This is a genomic window from Vibrio sp. R78045, assembly GCF_042466085.1.
Classification (GTDB): Bacteria; Pseudomonadota; Gammaproteobacteria; order Enterobacterales; family Vibrionaceae; genus Vibrio; species Vibrio cyclitrophicus.
In genome coordinates this window covers 33,718-56,410 of sequence record NZ_JAXHBS010000007.1, presented here as the reverse complement: position 1 = coordinate 56,410, position 22,693 = coordinate 33,718, and the positions used below count along the sequence as shown (strand labels likewise).

Genomic DNA, 22,693 nt, shown 5'->3' with positions numbered 1-22,693 from the left:
ATGCTGAAAGCAATATATATAGGTTCATCATATTTCATTGCACAAACGTTCGTTTGTGCCGTGGCTAAAAGCTTTGCACTTCCTTAACGTAGGATATTTGCCGTTTTCCCTCTCTACCCCTAATGGAAGGAAAACGACGATTTATTGAGCTTTGATAAGTTATTGATATATTTCTCAAGACATACCATTCACGACACGGGGAAGTCATCATGCAGCTATGCTGCATGATGACAATATGGCATTAAAACCCAACAGGCATCCACTTAGCAAAATGGGCTTTCTGCGCTTCTGTCAGCGATTTATCTGCCCCATCTAGCCAAACATCCATCTGTTTGACTAAATCACCCTTCTTGAGCGAATCAGAGCTTTTTAGCCATGTATCTGACATAACAGGACGGGCAATATCGACCAGTGAATCTTTATCAATACGCTTGAGGAAACTGTCCGTACTTGGTCGCCAGTAGTCAGCCGCATCAAAGTCCAATCGCTGAAAAAGAAATTCGTTATAGGATTGCTTATCACCAACCATTGATGGGGTAAGCATCAAAGCGGTGGCAAAAGCGACTAGCTTTTGCTTTTCGTCTGCATCGAGCTTAACGAATGCCTCAAAGCGTTCAGGGATAGATTTGACCTCTAGCCATGAGGTATCCAAGTTTTCTTTGTGCGCTTCGATACGGGCAAGGGCTTGATTCTCAGCAAATTCGCCCTGCTTTGGCTCAACGTTGGTTTGATTTAATGAAATATCAATAGCATGGCTTGAGTGAAACCCTGCAAGAGCTTTTACGCATAGGGTATAGTGCAAAATATCAACCGCTAGGCTACTTTGTTGCATGAGGGCATGTTTCGCCATGACAAGGCGGTGCGCTTTTAAGTCTTCTGTCAGTGCGTTTGAGTATTCTGTTACTGGTGTAACCGTACTTGCGCTACCATCTTCATTTTTGCTATCCGTGGCTTTGTTCGATTTCTCAGCTTGCAAGACTTTCAGTGCTTTACGCTCAGATTTTGCCACCAAACCTTTAATCACAACAATCTCACCGTTATAGTTAAGGGTCAGAATGCACCCTGCTAAGGCTTTTTCCGCTTTCTTGTATTGACCTTTGTTACCTTGTAACTCCAAGTAACCTTTCGTTTCATCGTAACTACGAGTTAGCTGAATGTCTATCCACTTCCACCCTTTTTCAATCAGCTTATCCGCTTCAAGTTGCATTTTTTCAGTAGCCAGTGACTCCATTAACGAACGGTCTTCAAAGTACACCTCGTCAGAGAACAGATCGGTAGTGATGATCCCATCGGCTTGCTCATAGGCTTCTTGGCCAACAAATTTAACTAAGTGACTTGAAGCCTCTAATGCTGTCTCTTTAAGCATATTGCGCACTTGATTATCATTGTGCCAAGACTTGTCTTTTACTTGTTCCCATACTTCAATTTGACGCTCTGGACTGGCAATGGTGAACAACATGACACGCTCAAGAGAGACACTGCCCTCACGGTACGCATCGAGGATAACGGACTCAACCGCAGCCAATTTCATGCGCTGATGTACATACAACTGAGTTTTCCCAAAACGTTGCGCGACCGCCTCAACCGTTGCCCCATTTTCAACCATGTTAGAAAACGCCTCAAATTCATCGACAGGGTGCATAGCAGCGCGAGTAAAGTTTTCAGTCAACGAAATTTCAGTGGCATACACCTTTGCTTCTTCTTCGTTTAACACTTTAACGGCTACCGTGTAATCACTCGCAATCTGCCCCGATTCAATCAGTGCATTTAAAGCCGTCAATCTTCGCCCACCGCTGATAATCGGATACAAACCCAATTCATCCATAGGTAGAGCCACCAAGTTCTGAATTAAGCCATGAGCCAAAATTGACGCTTGTAATGATTCATCATCACTTTTTGATGCTTTACTTTTACGCACGTTTAACTCAGACATCACCAAAGATAAAACCGGTAGCATTTGATTATTAGAGATATCATTTTGTGCAGGTTGCCTGAGCCTCCAGCGGCGATACGCTGGTCGTTGCTTCCTGTATAGAGTGAGTTTGGTATTGAGTAAGAGTGTTCATAGGTGTTCTCCGTTTTGTTGTTTAGTATCACTTCGCTTGTCGCCTGCTTTCTCCAGCTCGGCTCAAAACCGCACTTTGCAAGGGCGCGAAGCGGCTCGGCCCTACCTTGCAAATGAGGGAGTGAGTTGAGATTTTTAGAAAGCAGCGTCGATAAGCCGCAGTGCATACAAGAAAAAGGCAAACATTGATGGAGCACTCGCTCAAAACCATTACTCACTCTTAACAGAAAGCAGCGAAAGGCAACGAGGAAGAATGACGAGGCGTAGCGAACGCAGTGAGTGGAGTGCGTTGGGTGATTGTTCGCAGGAACTTAGCGGCACATCGAGCTTGCTCGATATCAGTGCAGCAAGTTATCGTGAGAGGAGCGTAGCGACGGAATGAGCCGACCGCAGGGAGAACGCCGTAAACAGACTCAAGCAACAAGCCTTTCCATAAAATAAAGCGGACTTCAAAAACCCCAAAAGTTGCAGCGCTGCAACTTTCTAAGGCATAGCAATCAAAAAAGTAAAAAAACATCCAAGTTCAAAGATGCATACTTTCCATCACGGTCAGAACCCCCTTAACGATCATTCCCGACACACAAAGCGTATCGGGGCGATACTATCAACATCCCTTTTGAGCATAAGCCTACGACCTTAAACGCGCGATAAAAAGAGAGGCGGCTAAGCCGCCTCTCTCTTAAATCCAGCCGCGCTCAGCGAAGGAAACCACGTTTTCGAATGAGACAACAAAGTGGTCAAGAACCTTGATGTCAACAAGTGATAGTGCATCGGCCAGTCGGCGCGTAATTCGACGGTCTGCTTGGCTTGGTTCAGCCATACCAGACGGATGATTATGAAATAGGATAACGGCAGCGGCGTTTTCAGCTAATGCTTTCTTAACCACCTCGCGAGGGTAAACTGAAGCCGCATCAATCGTACCAGCAAACAGCTCAGCGGTAGAGCGTACTCGATGTTGGTTATCCAGGAAGATAACACCGAACACTTCATGCTCTTTGGTTGCAAGTGAGTGTTGGCAAAAGGTTTTCACCAAAGTTGGAGAAGTCAGCGCAGGTTGCTCACTGATGATAAGTTTGGATTTTAGGATGTCTGCGGCATGTGCCAAGGTTGCTTGTTCCTCGGCAGTAAAAAGTGCGTTGTTGGTGTAGGTAATTGATGCAGTCATGGCTTACTCCTTGTTCATTTCGTTATCGCCTGACTGTCCGGCCTCTCTCCATCGCTGCGCTTTGACAAGGGGCGATAGCCCTAGCAACTTGTTGCTTTAGGGATATCGCGTGTACTTCCCTTGCAAACAAAGCGTGGTGAGAGACGGTTTAAAAGAAGGCGTGATAGACGAAAGAGCACGGAAAGCCCAAACAGCCTGGTTATCGGCGGCGACGATTCGAACCTTGTGCCGTCACACGCTGACGCATCGACACGTCATACCCAAACTCGCCAGCTATCTTCAATGCCTCCACTGACTTTCTCTTGAAACTGCGCTCAAAGTAGAACGTAAAAAGGCGAATGTATTCTTCGTAAGACGTGCCACTCTCGATGCTGGCCTGCTCTGAGAGGTCTTGGATTTTCAGGAAAAGTGAACGAACGTTCATTTTGTGGACTCCTATCTCTTGGCTGAATCGGTGCGAACTGACTTGATAGCCAGCTCGCACAACGGGTTTACTCTGCAATGACTTTTTTATAGTTGGCTCGGATAGTGCCTAACACAGTGGAAGATTTGCGCATCTTATTGATCATGCACTGCACGTTCCCTTTTGCGCTTTCTAGCGTGTCACCAAAGCCCATAACAACCACTTCAACTTGGTCACATACATTGTCGATTTGTGCTTCGGTTAAATCCGCCCACTTCGTTCGAACCATATCCGCATAAAGGTGTACGCTTCGATGCTCGACTTCATCAAACACTTCATCTAATGTTGAGGTACCACGCTCTAGAGCCGATGGAAACTCAGTCTCAGGGAAATATTGACGCTCCAGCGCTTGCAACTCAGGCCCGACAGGACAGTCAACGTGACACAGCATTTTAATCGCGGTCAGCTTGATGGCGGTGATATTAGTCAGCATGTTACCGGTGACTGCATCGATGCAGCGACCAACAAACTCATCACTGTTACGACGGATATTCAACGTAGATAACTCAGCCAGCTTATCCACGTTGCCATATTGAGCCAACAAACATTGACCAACAAACCCTAGCGCATTCAAGAACACACCATGCGAAGAGATATAACTAGTGCGAAACTCATTGGCGGAGTCATCCCAACAACGAAAAGTTTGCCACAGTAGCGGTTTGGCACACGCTTGCCAAAACTCTCGTGCTATTTCGCATTGCTCATCAGTTAGCTTGCTATTAACTTTGACACCAAGCAACCGAGCGGTTGCGTCTTTCAGAATTTTGACAGGGAACAAGTAATCACTATTTTTACCAATCACGTTACGCTCAAAGTCGACCAAACCAACGAAGACGGTTAAGTTGTTTGCCATGTGAACTACAAGCTTTGGTAAATCGTCACGTTGATTGTATGTGTCACTAATACTTGTGCTCGGCTTCACAGTGTGGCCGTTAATGTCAGAGAAAGCCTGCTGACGCTCAGGCAATGACATATCTAAAAACAACATCAAGGGGATATTGTGACCACGCAACTCTACATTCTGTTTAATCGCATCGATGATGCCTGTGGTTCGATGCTGACCATCAAAGAGCAATATTTCGCTGTCCATGCTTACCTTTAATAAACCAACATTGGCATGCTCTGACTCGATAAACTCAGGACGTTCATTGATCACACCAGTCAATGACGTCAACACATAAGTATCGAGATTATCTTGAATGTATTGTGAGACCTTTTTCGCGCGAGTTAGATTAACGTCACGCTGAGAGCGCGCCAATACATTACCGGAATCAAACGCTACCAACCGTTGCAACACACCAAAGGGGGCGTTGATGGTGAAGAACTCACGTCCAGCTTGGATACCACGTATCGCAGGGATTTCGAAACAATATTCAGACATAATAATGACCTCTAAAACAATTAAATGATGATGTTTCTTAAAGCTGGCCATGCCAGGCTTTTTTCATTTCTTTGATGGTTCGATAAGATTCACTGCAAAGCCAATCTCCCCATATGGAATAGGTTTCAACGAAGTACAACGGCTTGCCGTCCACAACGGAATCGCTCAAGCAGTGATAGACATGTACTTGATACTCACTTGACCAGTTATGGACATTGCATTTTTTGCCCTCGTCGTAAAAGTCAAAACGGGACTTAGGTGTGATAACCGCTTGTTTCCTAAAGTCACGACGAGTTAACTCTGAGAGCGCTGCAAAATAGTTAGGCGTTTTCATGCTGACTCTCCTTTTGAACACGGCGATGGTGCGGCACTTTGGTTGGCTTTGGCATAACACCAAGTTTTCGTAACTCCCAAGCTTTCGCCATGATGGTATGAATGGTTCTGCCTAACGCAAAACTCACTTGCTCAGGCCCATCCACCACGTAACGGTCTATCAGGTACTTTTGTTCGCTGGTCTTCCATGGCAAACCATGATTGGGGTGATAGTCTGGGTGATATTGCATTCGACCGTTTGTGTCGTAAGTCACTGGAATATTATTATTTTTCATCACTCTTCCTTACGAAGCTAAACGGATATCGAAATTGAAGCCTTTGCAATGAAAAACCTCACCACTCTTTTGAAAACGCAAGCCTGGGTACACAGAGCCGTAAGAGGCATACATGACCATCTCTTTTGCGCTCTCGTGTAAACGCCATTGGCCAAGTTCCACGACGTTACCTAGCTCTAACAACAACTCATAAACATCATGACGTTGAAATGCACGCTGACCGATATCAGGAAACTGAGTCTTTATCGCTTCACGAACTCTCAACCCTTTTAAGTCAGCCACATCATTTACTTGCTCAGAACTTTGACCGCGACTGAACATTTTTAAATGATGTAGACGTTGAGCTAGCTCTAAACGTTGTGAAGAGGTAGTGGCCGAACTCGCCACCTCTTCAGACTGACGCATCACTTTAAGCTGCTGACGGAGCGGCATATTTGCGGTGTTACCAAATAACTGTGTCATGTGAAATCCCTCCACTTAAAATTCCGAAGTACCGATCCAATGACCTTCTGAATCAAAAGCATCCCATTGTTCGCTATTGATAATGGTCTCGTTTTCATCCACTGAATCTGCCGTTCCTTCCCAAGATGGACTCACACCTACAGGCTCATTGTTAGTAAGCTGATTGTGGTAGACCTTAACCAGCGAATGTTTAAGTACCGCACTGAAAAACTTATTCGGATGAACATGATCGGTTTGCATCACAAATTGCATAGCCACGTCCTTGCTCATGTTCCACACGTTCGTTTTTAGGTATTTAAATGACGCTTCATTATTTGAGCCTTCACGCTGTGCGATAACCTGCTTAGATTTACGATCAATCAGTTGAATGAAGCCGATTTGAGCCTCGGACAAAGAGATATCATTTTTTGGTGAGCTTTCGTCTCCAGCGGCGAAACGCTGGTCGCTGGTCGTCAATTTAGAGAGAGTTGGGGTTGAGTGTCGTTGTGCCATCTGGAGTTTCCTTTCTGTTTGAGTATCACTTTTATGGAGCCGCTTGGCTGTCCATCCCTCAAACATGGTTCTTCTCTGCAGGGGCGCGTAGCGTTCATTTACCTTTGCAGATAAGGTTCTGATTTGAGGAGGGTTAACAGCGCTGCGAGCGCCATCAAATGATGCGAGTCGAAAGGGAAATCGGCACATAAGACAACAAGCCCTTACTCGAACTTAATTGACGGCAGTGAAAGCTTTTGAGAGGAGGTACGACGAACGGCAACGAGGAAGAATGACGAGGCGTAGCGAACGCAGTGAGTGAAGTGCGTTGGGTGATTGTTCGCAGGAACTTAATGCCACATCGAGCTGGCTCGATATGAGTGGCATAAGTTATCGCGGGAGGAGCGTAGTGACGGAATGAACCGACCGTAGGGAGAACGCCCAAAGGTTTAAGAGCATGTACTCAAGAGCCTTTGTGACACAAATCAATTTCACATTTTTAATGCAAAAACTCTCCGTAAGAAAATAGAGTAAGTATAAAAAGCATTAACATTACACAAGAAAATTTAGAAAGTTGCAGCGCTGCAACTTTTTATGACGGACAAACCAACACGAACTCAACATTGGATATTATTTAGGTCGATTAAAGTCAAAAAGTTGGTTAATGGGTACTCCCATACATAACAATAGACTCGCCCATGTACCAAAGTTCATTCTCATAATAAGCCTACCAAAATGATCTTTACTGTAGCCAAGTAAATCAGCGACATCTTGACGAAAGAGGCCAGTGACGGAATCTTTGCCATAAAAGAACTTTACGATTTTCTCATTAGGTTTAACAAAGCTTTGAGCATTATAGACATAGTTATTTAGTATTAATCGCCAAAGTTCATTGCTCACAGGCTCTAAAGACTTCTTACCGGAAGTAAAGATAATATCTCCCCCTATTGCTATGCGATGGCCATCCTTATCAACAATATTGCAAGTAGCAATAGCAACAAGCAATCCGAATGCTGAATACTTAATAGAGCTTATTTGGTCAGGGTTATCAATAGCATTTTCCTTCCAACGTCTAAATGTTCGCGCATCAACACCAAAATTTTTGTGAAGATTTATCACGTCACAACCTAGTTTACTGGCGGCTTTTATCATGACTAACTCAACTTCTTTTACAGTCGGCTGCTTCCAGTTCACTGCTTGTTCAAAAATGGTTCGCATACTTACTATCTCTCTTTATTACCGCCCTAATTAAGGCGGTATTTCTTGTCACACATTAAATAACGATTGCTTTCAAGGCTTGAACATCATTCTTGTTGATTTTTAATGGTTGTTTTTGCCCTTTAATACGAATCAACAAGTCACCATCAACCTGTTCAAATGACTCCATTTCTAAAAACTGACGTTCTTTACTTGGAGGGGAGGGTTGACTCTTATCGTTTGATGGCTCATACAACACCACACATTGATCAACAATGGTGTCAAAATCAGAGAGTGTTTTGAGAGAGGTAGGGGTCATAGACTCCAGATGCTCGGAAATTGCCTTTTCGTTAATACTGAACCCTTCATCTTTAGCACGCTTTAAATGAGAGTGTATTATTGTGGCTAACTTATCTTCGCACTTTGTATTGGTTAACGCTTTAGTAATAAGAGGCGATGGATCAACTTCACCATTGTTCAGTTGGGGCTGTGTTGCTTTCAACTTTTTTGAAGGCTTCAAGTTTCGGACAATTTCTCTTAGTCCACGTTCAAACAGCTCTTTTTCTCGAACTTTCAATAAGTATTTTGAGAAAGCAGATTCATCGACAAGTGAATACAAATCCATCAACAAAATAAGCATGTTTATGTTTTGCGAAACACCATCTAAAGAGAGTTGCTTAATGGATTCAGGAGCTAATGCGAGTTTCATTAAGCGTGATGTTTTCGTTTTATCATACCCAAGCATTTTCCCAACATCTTTAGCGGGCAACTTAGCAGTATAAGTACTCACTAGTCGTTCTAACGACTCAGCTTCACGAACAAGTAATAGATCATTTCTGCCAACATTTTCTGATACTTGTACGAAAAGCTTATTCCAAGCTTGCTCAGGATTTGAAAGTTCATCATCAAAGTCTTGTTTCAAGATAGAACGAACATTCAAGTTATGCTCTTTACATGCAGTCCAACGTCCTTCGCCAGCAACCAACATGTATTCACCTCGAATAGAAGGGTGCTTCCTAATTATGACTGGTTGAGTGTTACCCTTAGTCTGCTTAATGGAATTACTTACTTTCAAGAACTCTACAGGATCTCGTTCCTTCCTTGGTTGATTTGGATCTGGGTGAATAAACTCCCAAGGCACTAACAGTATCTCATCCTCTACCTCAATTTTTCGTACTTGTTGCTTTGGGGGTAGGGCACTTAAATCCGCTTGTTGATTTAATGTTTTTTGAGCTGTATCAGCCGCTTTAAGAACAAAACCATTCATAATTTAACCTCTTCAAATCCCAATAGTTCAAACACCTCTTTCTCAAACAAACGAATATCTAAAGCGACCTTTTCGTTTGGTGCGTATTCATTAACCGATAACAGATCGATTTCAGCTTGCATGACACATTCAGCTTTTCTAATACGATTTTTAGAAACAGGGATATCAGTTAGGGTAGGGAGGTCTCGAACAAGTTCACGAGACAATTTTGTTTGAGCGCTATATTTGTTGACGACAATAATCGCTTGCATATTGCCCCTAGCTGCTTCTAGATAATTTTCAGCAGTTTGAATAAAGCGATATGTTTTTCGAATTGCCACGGGACTCGGTTCGACAGGAATGATTAATAGATCTGTTTTGGTCAGAATCTTATGATTTAACGTTTCTTGAAAATTATCATCATCCCCTTGTAGGTCAGCGTTCACACCTGCGGTATCAACCATAATCAAATCGTAAGAATTACGATACACATCTAACATTTTAGGAAATGCTTTTTCATAACCATTAATCACAGTTAGGTTTTCGATGTCTCTATTTCCATAATCGAGCATTGTTCCCGACTTCTCACTATCCACTAACAAGACATTCAAGCCTTTATTAGCAGCATCAATAGCGAGATTAGCGGCTTTAGTCGATTTTCCTACGCCACCTTTAGAGTTGGCAACACTTACAATCTTACCAGTCATTTTGTCATCCTCATGGGTAATGCCCTAATGGGCTTAATGTCAGCAAGGAAACCTTGCCACACAAGGATAATATGCAAAATGACCGCAAAAGACAACAATTAAATGCATTGTGTCCGTAAAAGTTGCAGCGCTGCAACTTTTGCAATCATCCCACTTTACAGTCGTTGGGGCGAGTTCACCGTTCCCCAAACCCTCCTAAACAAAACCTAAATTCCCCTTAGCTGCCATTATGATTTCTGAACTGTGCAGAAGTAGTATTTTTGATTACTTGCTGCTGATAGCTAGCTTCACCTAACCCTAGAGTTCTGTTTTGTTCATTCTGTACTGCTATGTGATTGGTGTTTTTAGATGTACCGTTTGGTTTCCCAAATACATAGTAATAAAAACTAATTAACCAACCATAACCTCACCAGTTTCCCTAACGGCGTGTACTGCTTTTTTGAATGCTTTCATACGAATCACTCTTTTCCCTCTAGTTTTGCTCTGTTAGCCTAACTAACCAATCAGAGTCTTGATCTCTAGTAAGCACACCAAGTTCAACTGCGGCATCGACTAGGTGTGCTGCGCGGTTGTAGCCGAACCCCATGAAACGTTGGATTCTAGAAATACCAAATGCTCTACCTTGAAGTTCAGGTGTTTGTTTGAGAGCTTCTAAATCACTGTCTAACATTGGATAGCTCATCGCCAATTCTCCTATTAAAAACGTTTCAATGTTTTATCGTGATACTTCATGGTTGCCGCACCTATAGAGAAAGTACTTACAACAAAGAAAGCAAACCAACGATAATTTAGATATTTGGTTACGGCTGATAATGCATCGGTTGGTACTGGTGCTGTCCACGCAACAATGAAGCTGATTACGCTACCCAACATAAGAGCAACGGTAATAATTATTCCTGCTTTAATTTTCCAATCAAAGAACTCAAAAAACATGATGTCTTTTTATCCCTTTTGTTCGTTGTCTTTGTTTGGTAGGCCATTCACAGCGTCTAAGTCACGCTGTTCACCCGCCTTTGCTATCCGTGATAACTGGCGTTCGGACTTACCCCAACGTTTTGCGATTTCTTCAAACTTCCAACCTTTAGCGTTTGCTATAAGCTGAAACTCTGTAATATTTCTACCTGTCATATATGTCTAGTATATTCCAATTTAATTACCTGTCAAATATGTCTAGCTCACTAATCGCCAGTATTTCGACTCTCAGGAGCTAACAACGACTCAAAACGTTCTAAGTTTTTGATATTACACTCTTGATTGAATTTTTCTTCAAACCCTAACACTGTAATAAGCTCTCGTTTAGAAGTGGATAGTAAGTAAATAGCGTCCGTGTGCTCATTGAACATTTTTAGAAGAAACTCAATAGCATCAACTCGGTTTCGAGTGGATCTACCTTTCCATGCTGGCTCATGATGGAATAAACGATTCCTGAACTTATTTAATGCTCCCATTTTCTGAAATAATGTATTGAGTTTAACTCTCTTCTCTCTAGCGTTCGGGAAACACTTATCCAACTGTGTTTGCCATAGGTTATGATCTCTGTTGCGAGGGTTGTTGTAGTCTCGGTGTAACATGTGAACCCAAAATCCAAACGGTAATCGAGAAACAAGATCGTTACTGGTATATCGAGCGCCTACATCCTTTAAACACTGCTGTTCTGCAAAATCGACTTGTTTTCGAGACTCTTGACTTAGAGGAATTCGCTTATACCATTCATCATCTTCAAAGCATTCTGTTGCTGATTTATGGATTGAATTTCTCAATGTCACTTCAAGTAGCTGAACTACTGAGAAAAACTGAGACATTATACTTTGCATCGCCATATAAACGGCTATCAACTCACTATCAGATTTACAGTCGAGCACCTGACGATAGGTCTCTAGTTTTTCTGTAGAAAGTCCTTGCTTGATCTCTTCCAAATCCAAATTATTTGCCCTCTGTATCAAGGTTGTGTATTATTAGAAACAACTGAGGTTAATCCTCTTGTTGTGATAGCCCTGTCCTCTTCCGCTGGAAACAGTATTGACAACAGGTAGCGAGTTTAAGAGCCACCCTTTCGAGGGTGGCTCACTTGTTTGTAGCTAATAAAAGCACACTACATACACCCGTCATATATGTCTAGCATATTTTAAAAAGCCATATCTGCAATTGCTAGCATACTCACAGTATCTGTCTCTATAAGTCTTAACGTGGTTTCAAGGCTCTTATTTCCAAGCATCAAATGGATAGTCGGAACGTCTACTCCATGACGTTTAAGCCTTACAGCAAACGTGCGTCTACCGCTTAGAATACTAGGCTGATCAATACCAGAATCAGCCAACAATCGTTTGATGTGATTATTTAAAGCATTACAGTGGTAAGTCGTATTACCTTTCTCTGTGGTTCTATGCTTGATTTTAAAATGGTCGCCATTCCTACGCTTAAAGAATGGTTCATCAGCATCAAAAGCATTGTATTGATCGGGGTGATCACCATCTTTTAGCCGTTGCTCAATGTAGTTCTTGATAAGATTCTGTAGCTTAATGTTGGACAGATAAAAATCTCGATTCACATCGCCTTTAATGGCAAAGCATTTTGTTAGGTGTCCGTTCTTCTTAACAATGTCTCGAACTTGGATGCGACATACCTCTAGTGTTGTCATTCCACTACCCAAGAAAAATCCCATTAGACACGCATTAAGCTCTGGCTCTGGTGTCTGTGTAATGACTTTAAAGATCCAAGTTTTGTCTTTGTCCTCGATGAGCGTTGGTAGTGCCATGTGTGCATTTTCCTGTTTTGCATGAATAAACACACACGCTAACAGTGACAAGTTTAGAAATCAGTGATCTAAGGATTGGAATTGCTGGCTTTGGGGGAAAACGGATAAAGCACAAGATGTGGTGTAACCGGTGCGCGTAAAAGCCACTAGATAGAGTGGTGGTAAACTTTCGCTTAACCGTTGGTAAGTTTTGCCAAAAGTTTACCAATGCTCAACACAACAAACGCCTTCATGAATAGTTTAATGAGTCCTTGTTTACGTATGGTTCATGCTGGCTGCTATATGCTTGCATGTAGAGTCAGTATGAAGCCGACAGAGCGAAGCGGCGTCAGTATCACTAATATAGAGAAAACTGATCATTTTGAGGATTAAGATCAAAAAACCAGGCGAAACAAAAATGAATTACAAATCATTAACATTTGGTGGAATTATGTAATTAACTTTCAGAATGCTTTTAGGGGGGAAAGTGAAAAAAGAGGGTAGGTTTTTATCTCTTTTCTCGATTTTGCAAGTGAAGCTTGCAAAAGTTGCACTAAAGTAGCCTATTTAACATATTGTACATAATGAACACCGAATTTCCTTTTGAAACGATAAGGAAAGTCGGTGAGAAATATGTCCTAACTCTTCGGATGGAGTGATAGTTTATTTTTTATTAGGGGATATGGTTAATATGACCGCACTTTCGTTATCTGGATCGTCTGAAACGTTAGTCGTGCATTCTGTTGAGTTCACTGATACTGAATTATTTCCATAACTTGCTGTGAAATAACTACTTTCATTGAATTTTACTTTATGAATTAAAGTTTGATTGTCTTCTATTATCTCGTAAGAACTTACATCTTGGACGTTCTTTATAGATACGCTTGATATAGATGTTCCTTCGGCTAATTTGGTTTCACCCGTTTTTGGGTCAAAAGAAAGTGATGGCATGATATTCTTCTTATGTGATTAGTTCATTAATCAATATGGGGTTAGTTGCATCATTAAACAACTAAGTATCAGTTATCGTATGGGTTTTATGTTGAAAAATTTGCTACATTTAACGTAACTGAACTTAGTGCGTACCCAGATTTAGACACAAAAACGGCTCCCAATAGGGAGCCGTTCTTCGTTACGCAGTCACGTGAGTGAACATAACAGAAATTATGAAGATCTTATTTTTGATGCCGGTAGTGAAAACTTTGGTCTCAGACCAAGATTAGCCTCAAGTTATACTTACCAAAATTCTGGTTGAGACATGCGAGTAGGGAATATTCTTAAAATCTCAATACAATTATTTTTTACTCGATAAGGTATTAGGTAGGGAAACTTATTTAGGACAAGCTCTCTTGTTCCAAAGACTCGACCAGGACGACCCATCGCAGGATTGGTTTTTAGAAGATTTGTCAAGTCATAGACTTCTTGAACAAACTCACGTGATGATTGTGGGTTATGTTCGTGTAAATACTCTGCAGACTGCTCTAAATTGATTAAGGCTTTTTTAAGCCACTTAATCTGCATTTACACCCCACTTAGAAAATGTGTCTTGTACATCGTCCTTGTTAGCAAACTGTCCTGAGTCAGCTTCATGCAGTGCATCTTTGATTTCATTTATCTGCCAAAGCTCACGAACTAAGTAATCTTGAATTGCTTGGTTGGTAATCCATGACTTTGTTCGTCCCGTGGACTCAGCAAGTAGTGTTAGTTTTTGTTCGATATCTTCAGGGATTCTGACTGACATAGATGGCATAATAAGCCTCCTTGTATTGCGTTAATTACATTGTAATACAAAGTAATCATTACTACTAAATTTTGTAGACTTGATAGGATTTTTTCTTAAGTGGGTTCCCTGTTACTTTCGGCCATTGGCCGTTACTGTTCGAGTAAGGTTAACAATGAAAAAAAAATTAATTATCGCGCTAATGTTTTTTGCTGCTCCTGTTTTTTCTGACGGTGAAAATGAATATCAAGATGGAAAAATTGCCGGATATACCGCAGCGTGTGCAAGCTACTACGAAAATGACTATATAAAAAAATCGCTTTTTGAATCGCTGATGCTACTTCAAGAGTATGAGATTGAAAAAATGCCAGCAAGCAAGATGAAATATGAGCGCGATAAAATGTTTAAAGCAATGGAGGTGTTTTATTTAGATTTTAAAATTGATCAGAAAAAAAGAATGTGTGACGGGATTTATGGAATCTATGAGGATTATCAATTTTAGACTCTATTTAGGCGTTTTTTGTTGTGTGAACAAGGTGATCACAAAAATGATCGTTGAGATCTTTATCGTTAAGTCGTAACCTTTTGCCCTAGATGTGAAAAAACCGCCTTGCAGGGCGGTTTATTTCGGAATACTTAAACGATTGAAGCCCGTTAAGTCCTTTCATGATAGCCATATCGTTAAAGCACTTCAAGGGGTTTGAAGTCCAATGGAACGAAAACGTACGCTAAGGCTGACAACTATTAAAATCCGCCTTCACGTTGAGAAGTCTTTTTTCATGTCATCAATGATTTTATAGACTGTTGAACGTGCAATTTTTAATTGATTGGCGATCGCTGTAGCGCCAACCCCCTGGCTATACATAGACAGAACCTTATTTCTGTCTACCGTACGTTTCCTACCGAACCTGATACCTTTTAATTTAGCCTCTTGTCGTCCTTCATTTGTTCGCTCCAAAATTCGATGACGCTCTGCTTGGGCTACTGCGGATAAAATAGTGACGACCATTTTTCCCATTTCGCCTTCTGTACTGATACCGTCATCCAAAAATTTCACCGCAACACCTTGCTCCTCAAATTCCTTTATCAAATGAATCATGTCGGCAGTATCACGCCCAAGACGATCCAGTTTTTTTACCAGAACTACATCTCCATCCTCTACTTTGAGGCGTAATAGTTCTAGACCCTTTCGATTCGTATTGCTTCCAGATCCCTTGTCGCTAAAAATACGACTCACTTTCACACCGGCACATTTGAGTGCCTTGAACTGAATATCTAGAGATTGCTGACTGGTCGATACTCGTGCGTAACCAAAAAGCCGCATGAAGTGTCTCCTAAATCGATTGTCGGACGGTGGGTGTCTATTATCTCAAAATATCGATTTAATAGACATATTAACTATGCCATTTTAAAGTGTCTGATAACTTATGATATATCAGACAGTTAACCCCCTTAGCGTACAAAGCCGTTCCGTTGGACCTCAAACCCCTATTTCTTAATATTTGCTATCGCCCTAGCTAGACCAAGCAAGTGAGTGGAAGTTTTAATTTCTAACTCAGACTGAATCCCCAAAAGCGCAATTCCTGCTAAGATTTGTTGTGGCCTCACTACTTGGCCAGTTGGCAGCTCCATACTGTCGTATAACATTTTAAACTGTTCCCACTCATCACTTACGCTGAGTTCCCGACCTTTGGCCATACGCATAAGCCTTTTACACTCAGGCGGGATTGGTTTTCCTTCATCCCATCCCGTGACAGTCCTCACAGTTTTAAAACACAGTTCAGCAACCTCTTCCTTTGTCATTTGGCACTCTAACTCTCGAAAAATGTAATTCTTACTCATTTCGCGATACTTCAATGATAAAACCTCTAAATACAAGAGGTTGCACTGATTCAAGGAGATATGCACGATTGAACATAAGCAGACATAACACGCTGCGAAAAATAGGATGCAGTAAAATAATGAGCGTGTTTTGATGAGAGAAAAGATTTGGGTGCACCTTGGCATGAATCACAACACTGAATCAGGAAGAGGCTTGCGCCCCTTCCTGTCCAGCCATTATTTCACTTCGTAGGCAAGCGTAGCTAGAAAGTTTACGTTCTTATCTTCATAACGAAATTCACAGAGTGAATCTCGTACAATCCAAAGCGAACACAATATCGTCATACAGACGACCGTTAGTCCCATCAGGGCGGTTTTACTTTTTGGCATTTTGCTTGCCTCCTTCGTTGAAGAGGCTATAATCAAGTTGTCGAGTCATGATTGAGGCCTCGTTGGTTATTATTAACTAACGGGGCTTTTGTCTATCTGCCACAAACAAAAATGGTTAAATGATTGCTCATGACAAACAGCCAAGAGCACCCGCAAACAGTATACCATGACTCAGTAACGCTTTGTTAATCCTGTAGTAACCACCCATCCGCTTCTTTCGAATCCATAAATATCATCAACGAACTTTTCGGGGAAATGTGCGTAATACCCCAATCCTTTTGATTTTATTAAGATCTCCGCAAGTGAAATAAGATCCTTTATGATCCCATGAGTCGCTATACGACGAATACCAGAACGCACTCGTGCAGCGAGTAAGAAACGCTCTAATCGTTCCAGATGAAGTTTAACGGATTGATGAAAGTAACTGGCACAGAAATTGCCCGTCGCCGTGCAAGAATGCGCGAGCGAAGCGAGTAAGATATGCGTTGTTGGTTGAATAATACTGGTTCTTTTTGTGGGGGTTCCACTGGATTAGGAGTTTATGTGCGATAGGTTCCTGTCGTATGACAAAAGAAAGGCACAGCGCAGCCAGCTATTGGTTTGAATCTATGTTGTTTGTAGAGCTTATGCTGGGTGTGGGGCCCGTCAAAAGCTTCTTTGTTACTTTTTAGTTCGATGATATTAAATGCTTTTGATGGGAGGTACTTTTAGTTTTTAGTTGGATCGATCAATTTGACGTGGGTGATAAGCTGACGTCGCTTCGCTTTGTCGGCTTCATACTGACTCTACATGCAAGCATATAGCAGTCAGCATGAACCTTAATTTCTAATATTCATTTATATATTTATGTACATACAAAGTTTAACTACGGAGTACTCATAACCGCAGTAGTTTTTACATCCGCATTTTTGACCTGTTTTCTAACGGTAACTTATTGCACTACCTTTTATAAAAAAATGAAATTTCTCTACTACATCCACAGTTTCCTGGTTAAGAACAACAGGAAAGGACAATTAAATCTGATATTTACATTGATTTAGCGATTAATTTGATGAATATCTATAGAACAGGCGTGACTCCGCCTCCGCCATTAAGCGGATACATTCAGTTGTTTAATGAGGGGAAAGCTGTACGGTTTTTTTGGGGCCAGTAAATAGGCTTGAAACAAAAGAGGCTGTTTGGTTTAATTTCGTCGCATTAAAGATTTCTTGAATACCCGAAGCAATGGTTCGAAAGTTCAGCCATTCAAAGCGTAAACCTTTTTGCTCCATACGTTTACGCGAAGCGATAATAAGCTCACAAATATTACTGTAGCTCACAACCTTTAAGTCTTTAAAGAACGTCGCAGAGAATTGCTTATAAGAAGCAGCGCTTCGCACAGTCCCTTCTTCGACATTCACACAAACGTTAATACGTTCAGTAGCAAGATAAGAGGCTCTTTGTAAGTATCGAATCACTTTGGCAAAGGATTTAGGAGAAATGAAGTCACCAAAACGCAATGCGTAGTCTTCTTGCAGCTGATCGTAACTAATCGGTTTCAAACCCGCTTCAGTAGGTTGGCCAACTCGACCACCAATAAGATCGGTATTGGTGAGAATGCACGCTAATACCTTGGCGACCAAAGTTCGACACTGGATATTATTGATAGCAGCACCACCCCAAGCAAACAAACCAGGGAAGCGTTGAGGATTATTGATAAACTCTTCACAGCCCTTTAAGATAAAAGCGTATTCGGTTGGCAGTTCAACCCATTCACCACTACGTAATAAACGACGTTTAGAAAAACCAAAACCAAAGTTAGCGTTCGTTTCCTGCTCACGGCTGACAATCTCACGATTCAAAGCAATCAACTCATGCTTACGAGCTTTGCGTTTTGCACGATATTCTTTGTCGTATTGCGATTTAGTTTGAAGGGTATTTTGCTCAGAGAATGACATAACACACCCCAACAGAACTCAAGCACTCGTACAGTGAAATAGGTTCACTGACATAATAGCTTGGACTGAGAGTATGCTTAGATAGATCGCACCTAGGGCGCGAGAATTGTCGTTGGTTCATATTTTGATTCCACAGGGTTTTTAGGGTTGTTTAGATTGAGAGTCCAAACAATGAAACTCTAATCTACAGAAGATCTCTTTGAAGATCAAACCGTAAATTTTAGGCACAAAAAAGCCGTTCACCTGTGGGAGAACGGCTCTATGCGAATGCTATGTAGTCGAGGTCTCACTCCCAACACATTCTTATTCAAAAAATACACTACATAGAAGTCTATGTAGTTAGTGTGCTATGTAATGCACTTTTACTTTGAACACTTAAATAATCCCACATTTAGCCTCATTCATCAAAGGTATTTTTGTTTACTTTTAGCTTTCCTAGATAAGATGAATACCAAACAACTTGCCCTATGATGACTAAACCTTCTTCAGGTTCAGTGTTTTTTATAAAAAATTCATCTTTAAATTCGTGATTATAACTGCGAATGATTATTTGTCCTGGTGTTTCTATTAATATTTTAACTCGCAGTAAATCTCTTTGTCTAATAACATACATCATTCCATCACGTATGGCTTTCTTTTGAATATTCAAGGCGACAATTGAGCCATCACTAAGCACTGGTATCATTGATTGTCCTGTTACTCTTATGCAACAGAGGTTATTAGCGCCTTCATTATTAACAATATTTGCTGATAGTGGGTATTGTTCGGTTCCTTCATTCTCGTTTAAACTTCCGTTGCCTGCACTAGCATAAACATCTTTGTAAAAATCTACTAATATTACGCCTTCATTTTCATTTTTACCGGTCAGCAACCACTCAGCATTTACCTCTAATATCGTAGCTAAAGTATTAAGAACATCTCCAGATGGAATACTATGCCCCCTTTCCCATCGGGATATTGCTACTTTTGTTAGAGATAAGCATTGAGCAATGCTTTCTTGGGTTAATCCTTTCAACTTTCGCTGCGTCTTCAAACGGTCACTAAATCTCATCTTTTTGATACATTTTGGTTAAGTAATCTATGTTTATTTTCCGTCCTTATCTCTCACTGCGGCTGATATTATTGTTTACTACACTGCTCATTTTTGTTTACTTTAATTTTTTGTTCATTTATTATTCACCACACCTGATCAAATGATCATGTAAGTGGTTTTTATATGAACAATAAAAAACAGACCGTTTCGATTAACTTTGAGTTAGATATTGTGACCAATAATCTGCTCACCGAATCAGCTAGAACGCACGGTCGAAGCAAAAGAAAAGAAGCGCATTTGATATTAAAAGCGTTTCATTTACTCCCGAAAGTGCTGCGAACTCAGTTACTGAGAGACTGCGAACTTTCATGATTTTTACCGTGTAAAGTCCGTTCTTCGGACTTGGTAAGCGCTCTTTAACAATTTCGCCGTGGTAGGTCGTCCCGCACTCGTAGCATCGTTGGTAAACGTGGCTATTGATATTAGGGAGACCGAAGATGGATGCCTCAAAATCCATCAATCACACCCAACGCCTAGTAAGCGTGGCGGGAGCTGAACGCGCGATCAGCATAACGTGATAGCGCATTTTTATTCTTTGTACTGCTTTTGGAGGTCAGTAATGAAGAGAAATCGTGTTCGTACTTTTTGTGGCAAAACACCCAACAAATCATTGTGTGCTCGCGCTCCAATCAGTCATGCCGACAAAGCCGTCTCTCAGGCTTCGTGGGATAAAGGTGTAGCCAGCAGAGTGCAAGAGTTAACCGCAAATAGAACGGTTTCTAAAGACTCTGATTGGGACTTTTTAGAAACAATTTTAGGGCGGTTATTTGATGGAAAAGATACCGCAAATACAAAGGAGGCTACCTGACGATGACTCGACTCACACGAAAATACGTCAGAAAGTTGATGCGTTTTGGGTTTACTGAGCGCGCCGCCTTTAAAGTATTAGTTAATTTGTCTGAAAAAGACATGCAGTCCGTAGTGGCCAGTTATAAGAAAACAGCCCTATATCTTTAATGCAGAAAAAGCGTCACCCCCTGGTTTTAACGGCGAAATTTATCAAGCTCTCTGTGGTTGAAGTAGACCATTGCAGAGCTTCTTCTTTGATGTGTAATGCATCCAAAAAAACATCGCTCGTTACCTCGACTTTCTATCTCAATAAAAAAGAGCCTGCCTATCCGCAGCTCCCTTAATTAATCAATCATCCATTCGACATGATTGTCACCTCATACCTCGAACGCTTGTTCGTTGCTATATCCAGCAGCTTCTTACTGCTCTCAATACGCGTCCAATCATGCAAACAAACATGAATTAATGGACGCAAAACTGTAAATCAAGGAAAAATCAATGATGAATAATACTACTGCGGTAGATCAAACCCACCGCTCACTTCGTAGCGCGTTCCAACACTGGTGCATTGCGCTCACGGTGTTTTTCGCAACCATGAACGCCGCTTTTGCTGACGACCTTTTTGCTGCAGGAAAAGACACCGTGATTAACACCGTTGGCGACGGCTCATCCGGTGAGTTCTACATCCTCGCGGCCGGGCTTATCGGGGGCGTCATTGTCGGCATCATCCAAAAGAACTGGGTTGGCGGCATTATCGGCTTTTTCGTCGGGGTCGTGTTCTGGGAAATCGGCAAAGGTCTGGTTGGTTTGTAATACGATAAGAGGAGAGGGCGGAGCAATCCGCCCCATCACGCCATGGACTATCAAGATAAGCAAGCCCTGTTTACGTTTCCCAACTACCTGCAATCAGGCATCAATATCGCAGGGTTTCCTATTGACGAAATACTCCCCTCAATATTGGTCTTTGCGCTGCTATTTAACTTCAACAAAATTGTCGCTATCGCAGGTTGTATCGGCCTATTCCTGTGCATCCGAAGCTTAAAAATCCGCTTTGGCTCTCGGTTCATCGTCCATTTCATGTATTGGTTTGGTGACGATAATGCGAACAAGACCGTGTTTAAACGCACGCCTTCATCGACAAAAAAATACTGGATTTACTGATGCTCAACAAAAACAACGGCGAGGCACTCAAAGCCGCGCGCTTTTTAAATTACGTATTCGCGTCCGCCATACTGGTTGTCTCTGTTGCCACCGTCGGGCTGGGCTTTGCGTTAATGAGTCAAAACAAAACCGTGCAACGCACGCTCGTACCGCCACACATCGACCGCGCATTTACCGTATCGAATGAAGCGGTTGATGAAGCCTATCTTGCATTGATGGCCGAATGGTGGGTACACCTGAAATTCAATGTCACACCAGCTAACGTGAAACGTCAATTTAATCAACTCATGACCTATGTCCCTTCTCAATATTGGAGCGGCCTACAAGACAAACTCATGCGCGAAGCGAGGTTTATCATTGATAACGACGTCACGAGCTTTTTTGAAGTGCACAACATCGCCTCGAATGTGGATGAAATGAAAATTCGAGTCAAAGGAACGCTCAACAAAACCATCGCTGGTCGAAAGCTCGAACCAGAGCCAGTGACTTACATCATCCAAACCGACTATCCGCTCGGTTTGATTGAACTTCACTCTATCGCTCAAGAGGTGCCACTATGAAGAACATGATGAACGTCGCGCTTTTGGCCACGTTGTTTTTCCCCTTAATCACTCAAGCAAAGAACGTTACCGCCAACCGTTATCACTTTGCGCAAAACGATACTATCGTCTTGCCTCTATCTTCTGTTAATACCAACCGCCTTGTCGTAAGGGGCGATAAAATCCTTAACGTCCAGTGCCCAAGAGGATTTTGCATAGCAAAAGGCAGCCAGCGAGACCAATCTGGCTCTATCAACGTTAAAATCAACATCGCCTTACCTTTCACGGCGCACGTTTTCACAGAAAAAGGGCAAAACTTCTCACTTTTCGTCAATCCTAAAGCCGTTCCAGCCGTGGTCAGTGAATTTATCCCTCTGCGCACTCAATCAGAGCAAAGTGTCTTCGAAAAAGACATCGAATACCCGCTGGCGCTTGGGGAGTTTACCAAGCAGATGATTGAATGGCAGCGCACGAAAACGCCCGTCCCCGGTTTTAATCTGCATCTTATTGACCCCCAAACGCTACCAAAAGATAAGAGTCCTTTAGCCGTTATCCCACAAACGCTTTTTTCTGGACGGCCCTTCTCTGGCATTATTTATCAGGTAAAAAATCAATCCAACGAAACCGTCACGCTTACCGAGGCGCAGTTCTACAGCTACGCCAGTCGAAGCGCTTCACTTGACGCGTACACGTTACCCCCCGGCGAATCCACCCACTTATACCTTGTGACAGGAGGGCGCTAAT

The 22,693-nt window shown here is 42.0% G+C and carries 33 protein-coding genes; 8 read left to right on the top strand and 25 right to left on the bottom strand.

Features of this window, described 5'->3' with window-relative positions; genetic code table 11:
- Positions 1-241: 241 nt before the first annotated feature.
- The 20 genes from SJY39_RS02310 to SJY39_RS02215 form a co-directional block, all read right to left on the bottom strand.
- Positions 242-1,957 (bottom strand): ParB/RepB/Spo0J family partition protein, encoded by a 1,716-nt coding sequence (locus tag SJY39_RS02310; RefSeq protein ID WP_390241281.1) that lies wholly within the window; start codon positions 1,955-1,957, stop codon positions 242-244.
- A gap of 328 nt (positions 1,958-2,285) precedes the next feature.
- Entirely contained in the window at positions 2,286-2,582 is a 297-nt protein-coding gene (locus SJY39_RS02305) for a hypothetical protein (RefSeq protein WP_154723705.1), read from the bottom strand.
- A gap of 162 nt (positions 2,583-2,744) precedes the next feature.
- Entirely contained in the window at positions 2,745-3,230 is a 486-nt protein-coding gene (gene radC, locus SJY39_RS02300) for a DNA repair protein RadC (protein ID WP_154723706.1), read from the bottom strand.
- Positions 3,231-3,429: 199 nt separating this feature from the next.
- The gene (locus SJY39_RS02295; RefSeq protein ID WP_136987253.1) at positions 3,430-3,654 is read right to left on the bottom strand and encodes a hypothetical protein; all 225 of its coding nucleotides are present in this window, start codon (positions 3,652-3,654) and stop codon (positions 3,430-3,432) included.
- A gap of 67 nt (positions 3,655-3,721) precedes the next feature.
- On the bottom strand, positions 3,722-5,074 hold the full coding sequence (locus tag SJY39_RS02290) for a DNA sulfur modification protein DndB (protein ID WP_154723707.1): 1,353 nt from the start codon (positions 5,072-5,074) through the stop codon (positions 3,722-3,724).
- Between the two features lie 37 nt (positions 5,075-5,111).
- On the bottom strand, positions 5,112-5,408 hold the full coding sequence (locus SJY39_RS02285; protein WP_136987297.1) for a hypothetical protein: 297 nt from the start codon (positions 5,406-5,408) through the stop codon (positions 5,112-5,114).
- Positions 5,395-5,682: a hypothetical protein gene (locus SJY39_RS02280; protein ID WP_235612460.1), complete on the bottom strand. Its 288-nt coding sequence runs from the start codon at positions 5,680-5,682 to the stop codon at positions 5,395-5,397. Before SJY39_RS02280 ends, SJY39_RS02285 begins: the two co-directional genes overlap by 14 nt.
- Positions 5,683-5,691: 9 nt before the next feature.
- Positions 5,692-6,144 (bottom strand): hypothetical protein, encoded by a 453-nt coding sequence (locus tag SJY39_RS02275; RefSeq protein WP_154723709.1) that lies wholly within the window; start codon positions 6,142-6,144, stop codon positions 5,692-5,694.
- Positions 6,145-6,159: 15 nt separating this feature from the next.
- Positions 6,160-6,636, bottom strand: a complete 477-nt coding sequence (locus SJY39_RS02270; protein WP_154723710.1) for a hypothetical protein — start codon at positions 6,634-6,636, stop codon at positions 6,160-6,162.
- A gap of 609 nt (positions 6,637-7,245) precedes the next feature.
- Positions 7,246-7,833 carry a hypothetical protein gene (locus SJY39_RS02265; protein WP_154723711.1) on the bottom strand — a complete coding sequence of 196 codons (588 nt, stop codon included), beginning with the start codon at positions 7,831-7,833 and terminating at the stop codon, positions 7,246-7,248.
- 55 nt (positions 7,834-7,888) lie between these two features.
- Positions 7,889-9,079, bottom strand: a complete 1,191-nt coding sequence (locus SJY39_RS02260; protein ID WP_154723712.1) for a ParB/RepB/Spo0J family partition protein — start codon at positions 9,077-9,079, stop codon at positions 7,889-7,891.
- Entirely contained in the window at positions 9,076-9,765 is a 690-nt protein-coding gene (locus tag SJY39_RS02255) for a ParA family protein (RefSeq protein WP_154723713.1), read from the bottom strand. Before SJY39_RS02255 ends, SJY39_RS02260 begins: the two co-directional genes overlap by 4 nt.
- Positions 9,766-10,237: 472 nt before the next feature.
- On the bottom strand, positions 10,238-10,447 hold the full coding sequence (locus SJY39_RS02250; RefSeq protein WP_017107329.1) for a hypothetical protein: 210 nt from the start codon (positions 10,445-10,447) through the stop codon (positions 10,238-10,240).
- Positions 10,448-10,461: 14 nt separating this feature from the next.
- On the bottom strand, positions 10,462-10,698 hold the full coding sequence (locus SJY39_RS02245) for a hypothetical protein (protein WP_154723714.1): 237 nt from the start codon (positions 10,696-10,698) through the stop codon (positions 10,462-10,464).
- Between the two features lie 9 nt (positions 10,699-10,707).
- On the bottom strand, positions 10,708-10,893 hold the full coding sequence (locus tag SJY39_RS02240; RefSeq protein WP_017086662.1) for a hypothetical protein: 186 nt from the start codon (positions 10,891-10,893) through the stop codon (positions 10,708-10,710).
- A gap of 50 nt (positions 10,894-10,943) precedes the next feature.
- The gene (locus SJY39_RS02235) at positions 10,944-11,687 is read right to left on the bottom strand and encodes a hypothetical protein (RefSeq protein WP_102258076.1); all 744 of its coding nucleotides are present in this window, start codon (positions 11,685-11,687) and stop codon (positions 10,944-10,946) included.
- Positions 11,688-11,890: 203 nt separating this feature from the next.
- The gene (locus SJY39_RS02230) at positions 11,891-12,520 is read right to left on the bottom strand and encodes a site-specific integrase (RefSeq protein ID WP_017086664.1); all 630 of its coding nucleotides are present in this window, start codon (positions 12,518-12,520) and stop codon (positions 11,891-11,893) included.
- A gap of 642 nt (positions 12,521-13,162) precedes the next feature.
- Positions 13,163-13,450: a hypothetical protein gene (locus SJY39_RS02225; protein WP_154723715.1), complete on the bottom strand. Its 288-nt coding sequence runs from the start codon at positions 13,448-13,450 to the stop codon at positions 13,163-13,165.
- A gap of 285 nt (positions 13,451-13,735) precedes the next feature.
- Positions 13,736-14,020 (bottom strand): type II toxin-antitoxin system RelE/ParE family toxin, encoded by a 285-nt coding sequence (locus SJY39_RS02220; RefSeq protein WP_086716333.1) that lies wholly within the window; start codon positions 14,018-14,020, stop codon positions 13,736-13,738.
- Positions 14,010-14,249, bottom strand: a complete 240-nt coding sequence (locus SJY39_RS02215; protein ID WP_102341036.1) for a CopG family ribbon-helix-helix protein — start codon at positions 14,247-14,249, stop codon at positions 14,010-14,012. The genes SJY39_RS02220 and SJY39_RS02215 overlap by 11 nt, the downstream gene beginning before the upstream one ends.
- A 145-nt stretch (positions 14,250-14,394) precedes the next feature.
- On the opposite strand from SJY39_RS02215, the gene SJY39_RS02210 reads away from it, so the two are divergent.
- The gene (locus SJY39_RS02210; RefSeq protein ID WP_086716329.1) at positions 14,395-14,721 is read left to right on the top strand and encodes a hypothetical protein; all 327 of its coding nucleotides are present in this window, start codon (positions 14,395-14,397) and stop codon (positions 14,719-14,721) included.
- A gap of 255 nt (positions 14,722-14,976) precedes the next feature.
- Here SJY39_RS02210 and SJY39_RS02205 read toward each other — a convergent pair whose 3' ends face one another.
- The 5 genes from SJY39_RS02205 to SJY39_RS02185 all read right to left on the bottom strand — a co-directional run bounded on the left by SJY39_RS02205 (position 14,977) and on the right by SJY39_RS02185 (position 19,418).
- Positions 14,977-15,543: a recombinase family protein gene (locus SJY39_RS02205; protein ID WP_154723716.1), complete on the bottom strand. Its 567-nt coding sequence runs from the start codon at positions 15,541-15,543 to the stop codon at positions 14,977-14,979.
- Positions 15,544-15,707: 164 nt separating this feature from the next.
- Positions 15,708-16,076, bottom strand: coding sequence for a phage protein (locus SJY39_RS02200; protein ID WP_102445868.1), 369 nt, complete (start codon positions 16,074-16,076; stop codon positions 15,708-15,710).
- 201 nt (positions 16,077-16,277) lie between these two features.
- Positions 16,278-16,430, bottom strand: a complete 153-nt coding sequence (locus tag SJY39_RS02195; RefSeq protein ID WP_081324705.1) for a Hok/Gef family protein — start codon at positions 16,428-16,430, stop codon at positions 16,278-16,280.
- 1,112 nt (positions 16,431-17,542) lie between these two features.
- Positions 17,543-18,367, bottom strand: coding sequence for a hypothetical protein (locus SJY39_RS02190; RefSeq protein ID WP_154723717.1), 825 nt, complete (start codon positions 18,365-18,367; stop codon positions 17,543-17,545).
- A gap of 397 nt (positions 18,368-18,764) precedes the next feature.
- Entirely contained in the window at positions 18,765-19,418 is a 654-nt protein-coding gene (locus SJY39_RS02185) for a S24 family peptidase (protein WP_154723718.1), read from the bottom strand.
- A 165-nt stretch (positions 19,419-19,583) separates the two neighbouring features.
- Here SJY39_RS02185 and SJY39_RS02180 point away from each other — a divergent pair, with 165 nt between their 5' ends.
- From SJY39_RS02180 to traK, 7 genes are all read left to right on the top strand, one after another.
- Positions 19,584-19,772, top strand: coding sequence for a TraY domain-containing protein (locus SJY39_RS02180; protein ID WP_136987354.1), 189 nt, complete (start codon positions 19,584-19,586; stop codon positions 19,770-19,772).
- Positions 19,773-20,019: 247 nt separating this feature from the next.
- Positions 20,020-20,268 (top strand): hypothetical protein, encoded by a 249-nt coding sequence (locus SJY39_RS02175; RefSeq protein ID WP_154723719.1) that lies wholly within the window; start codon positions 20,020-20,022, stop codon positions 20,266-20,268.
- Between the two features lie 2 nt (positions 20,269-20,270).
- A complete protein-coding gene (locus SJY39_RS02170) occupies positions 20,271-20,417 on the top strand; it encodes a hypothetical protein (RefSeq protein WP_154723720.1) in 147 nt (48 codons plus the stop codon).
- Between the two features lie 330 nt (positions 20,418-20,747).
- Positions 20,748-21,062, top strand: a complete 315-nt coding sequence (locus SJY39_RS02165; protein ID WP_235612515.1) for a type IV conjugative transfer system pilin TraA — start codon at positions 20,748-20,750, stop codon at positions 21,060-21,062.
- Between the two features lie 42 nt (positions 21,063-21,104).
- Positions 21,105-21,410, top strand: a complete 306-nt coding sequence (gene traL / locus SJY39_RS02160) for a type IV conjugative transfer system protein TraL (RefSeq protein WP_102332400.1) — start codon at positions 21,105-21,107, stop codon at positions 21,408-21,410.
- On the top strand, positions 21,410-21,970 hold the full coding sequence (gene traE, locus SJY39_RS02155) for a type IV conjugative transfer system protein TraE (protein ID WP_102332401.1): 561 nt from the start codon (positions 21,410-21,412) through the stop codon (positions 21,968-21,970). The genes traL and traE overlap by 1 nt, the downstream gene beginning before the upstream one ends.
- On the top strand, positions 21,967-22,692 hold the full coding sequence (gene traK, locus SJY39_RS02150; protein WP_102332402.1) for a type-F conjugative transfer system secretin TraK: 726 nt from the start codon (positions 21,967-21,969) through the stop codon (positions 22,690-22,692). The genes traE and traK overlap by 4 nt, the downstream gene beginning before the upstream one ends.
- The last annotated feature ends 1 nt before the right edge of the window (position 22,693 follow it).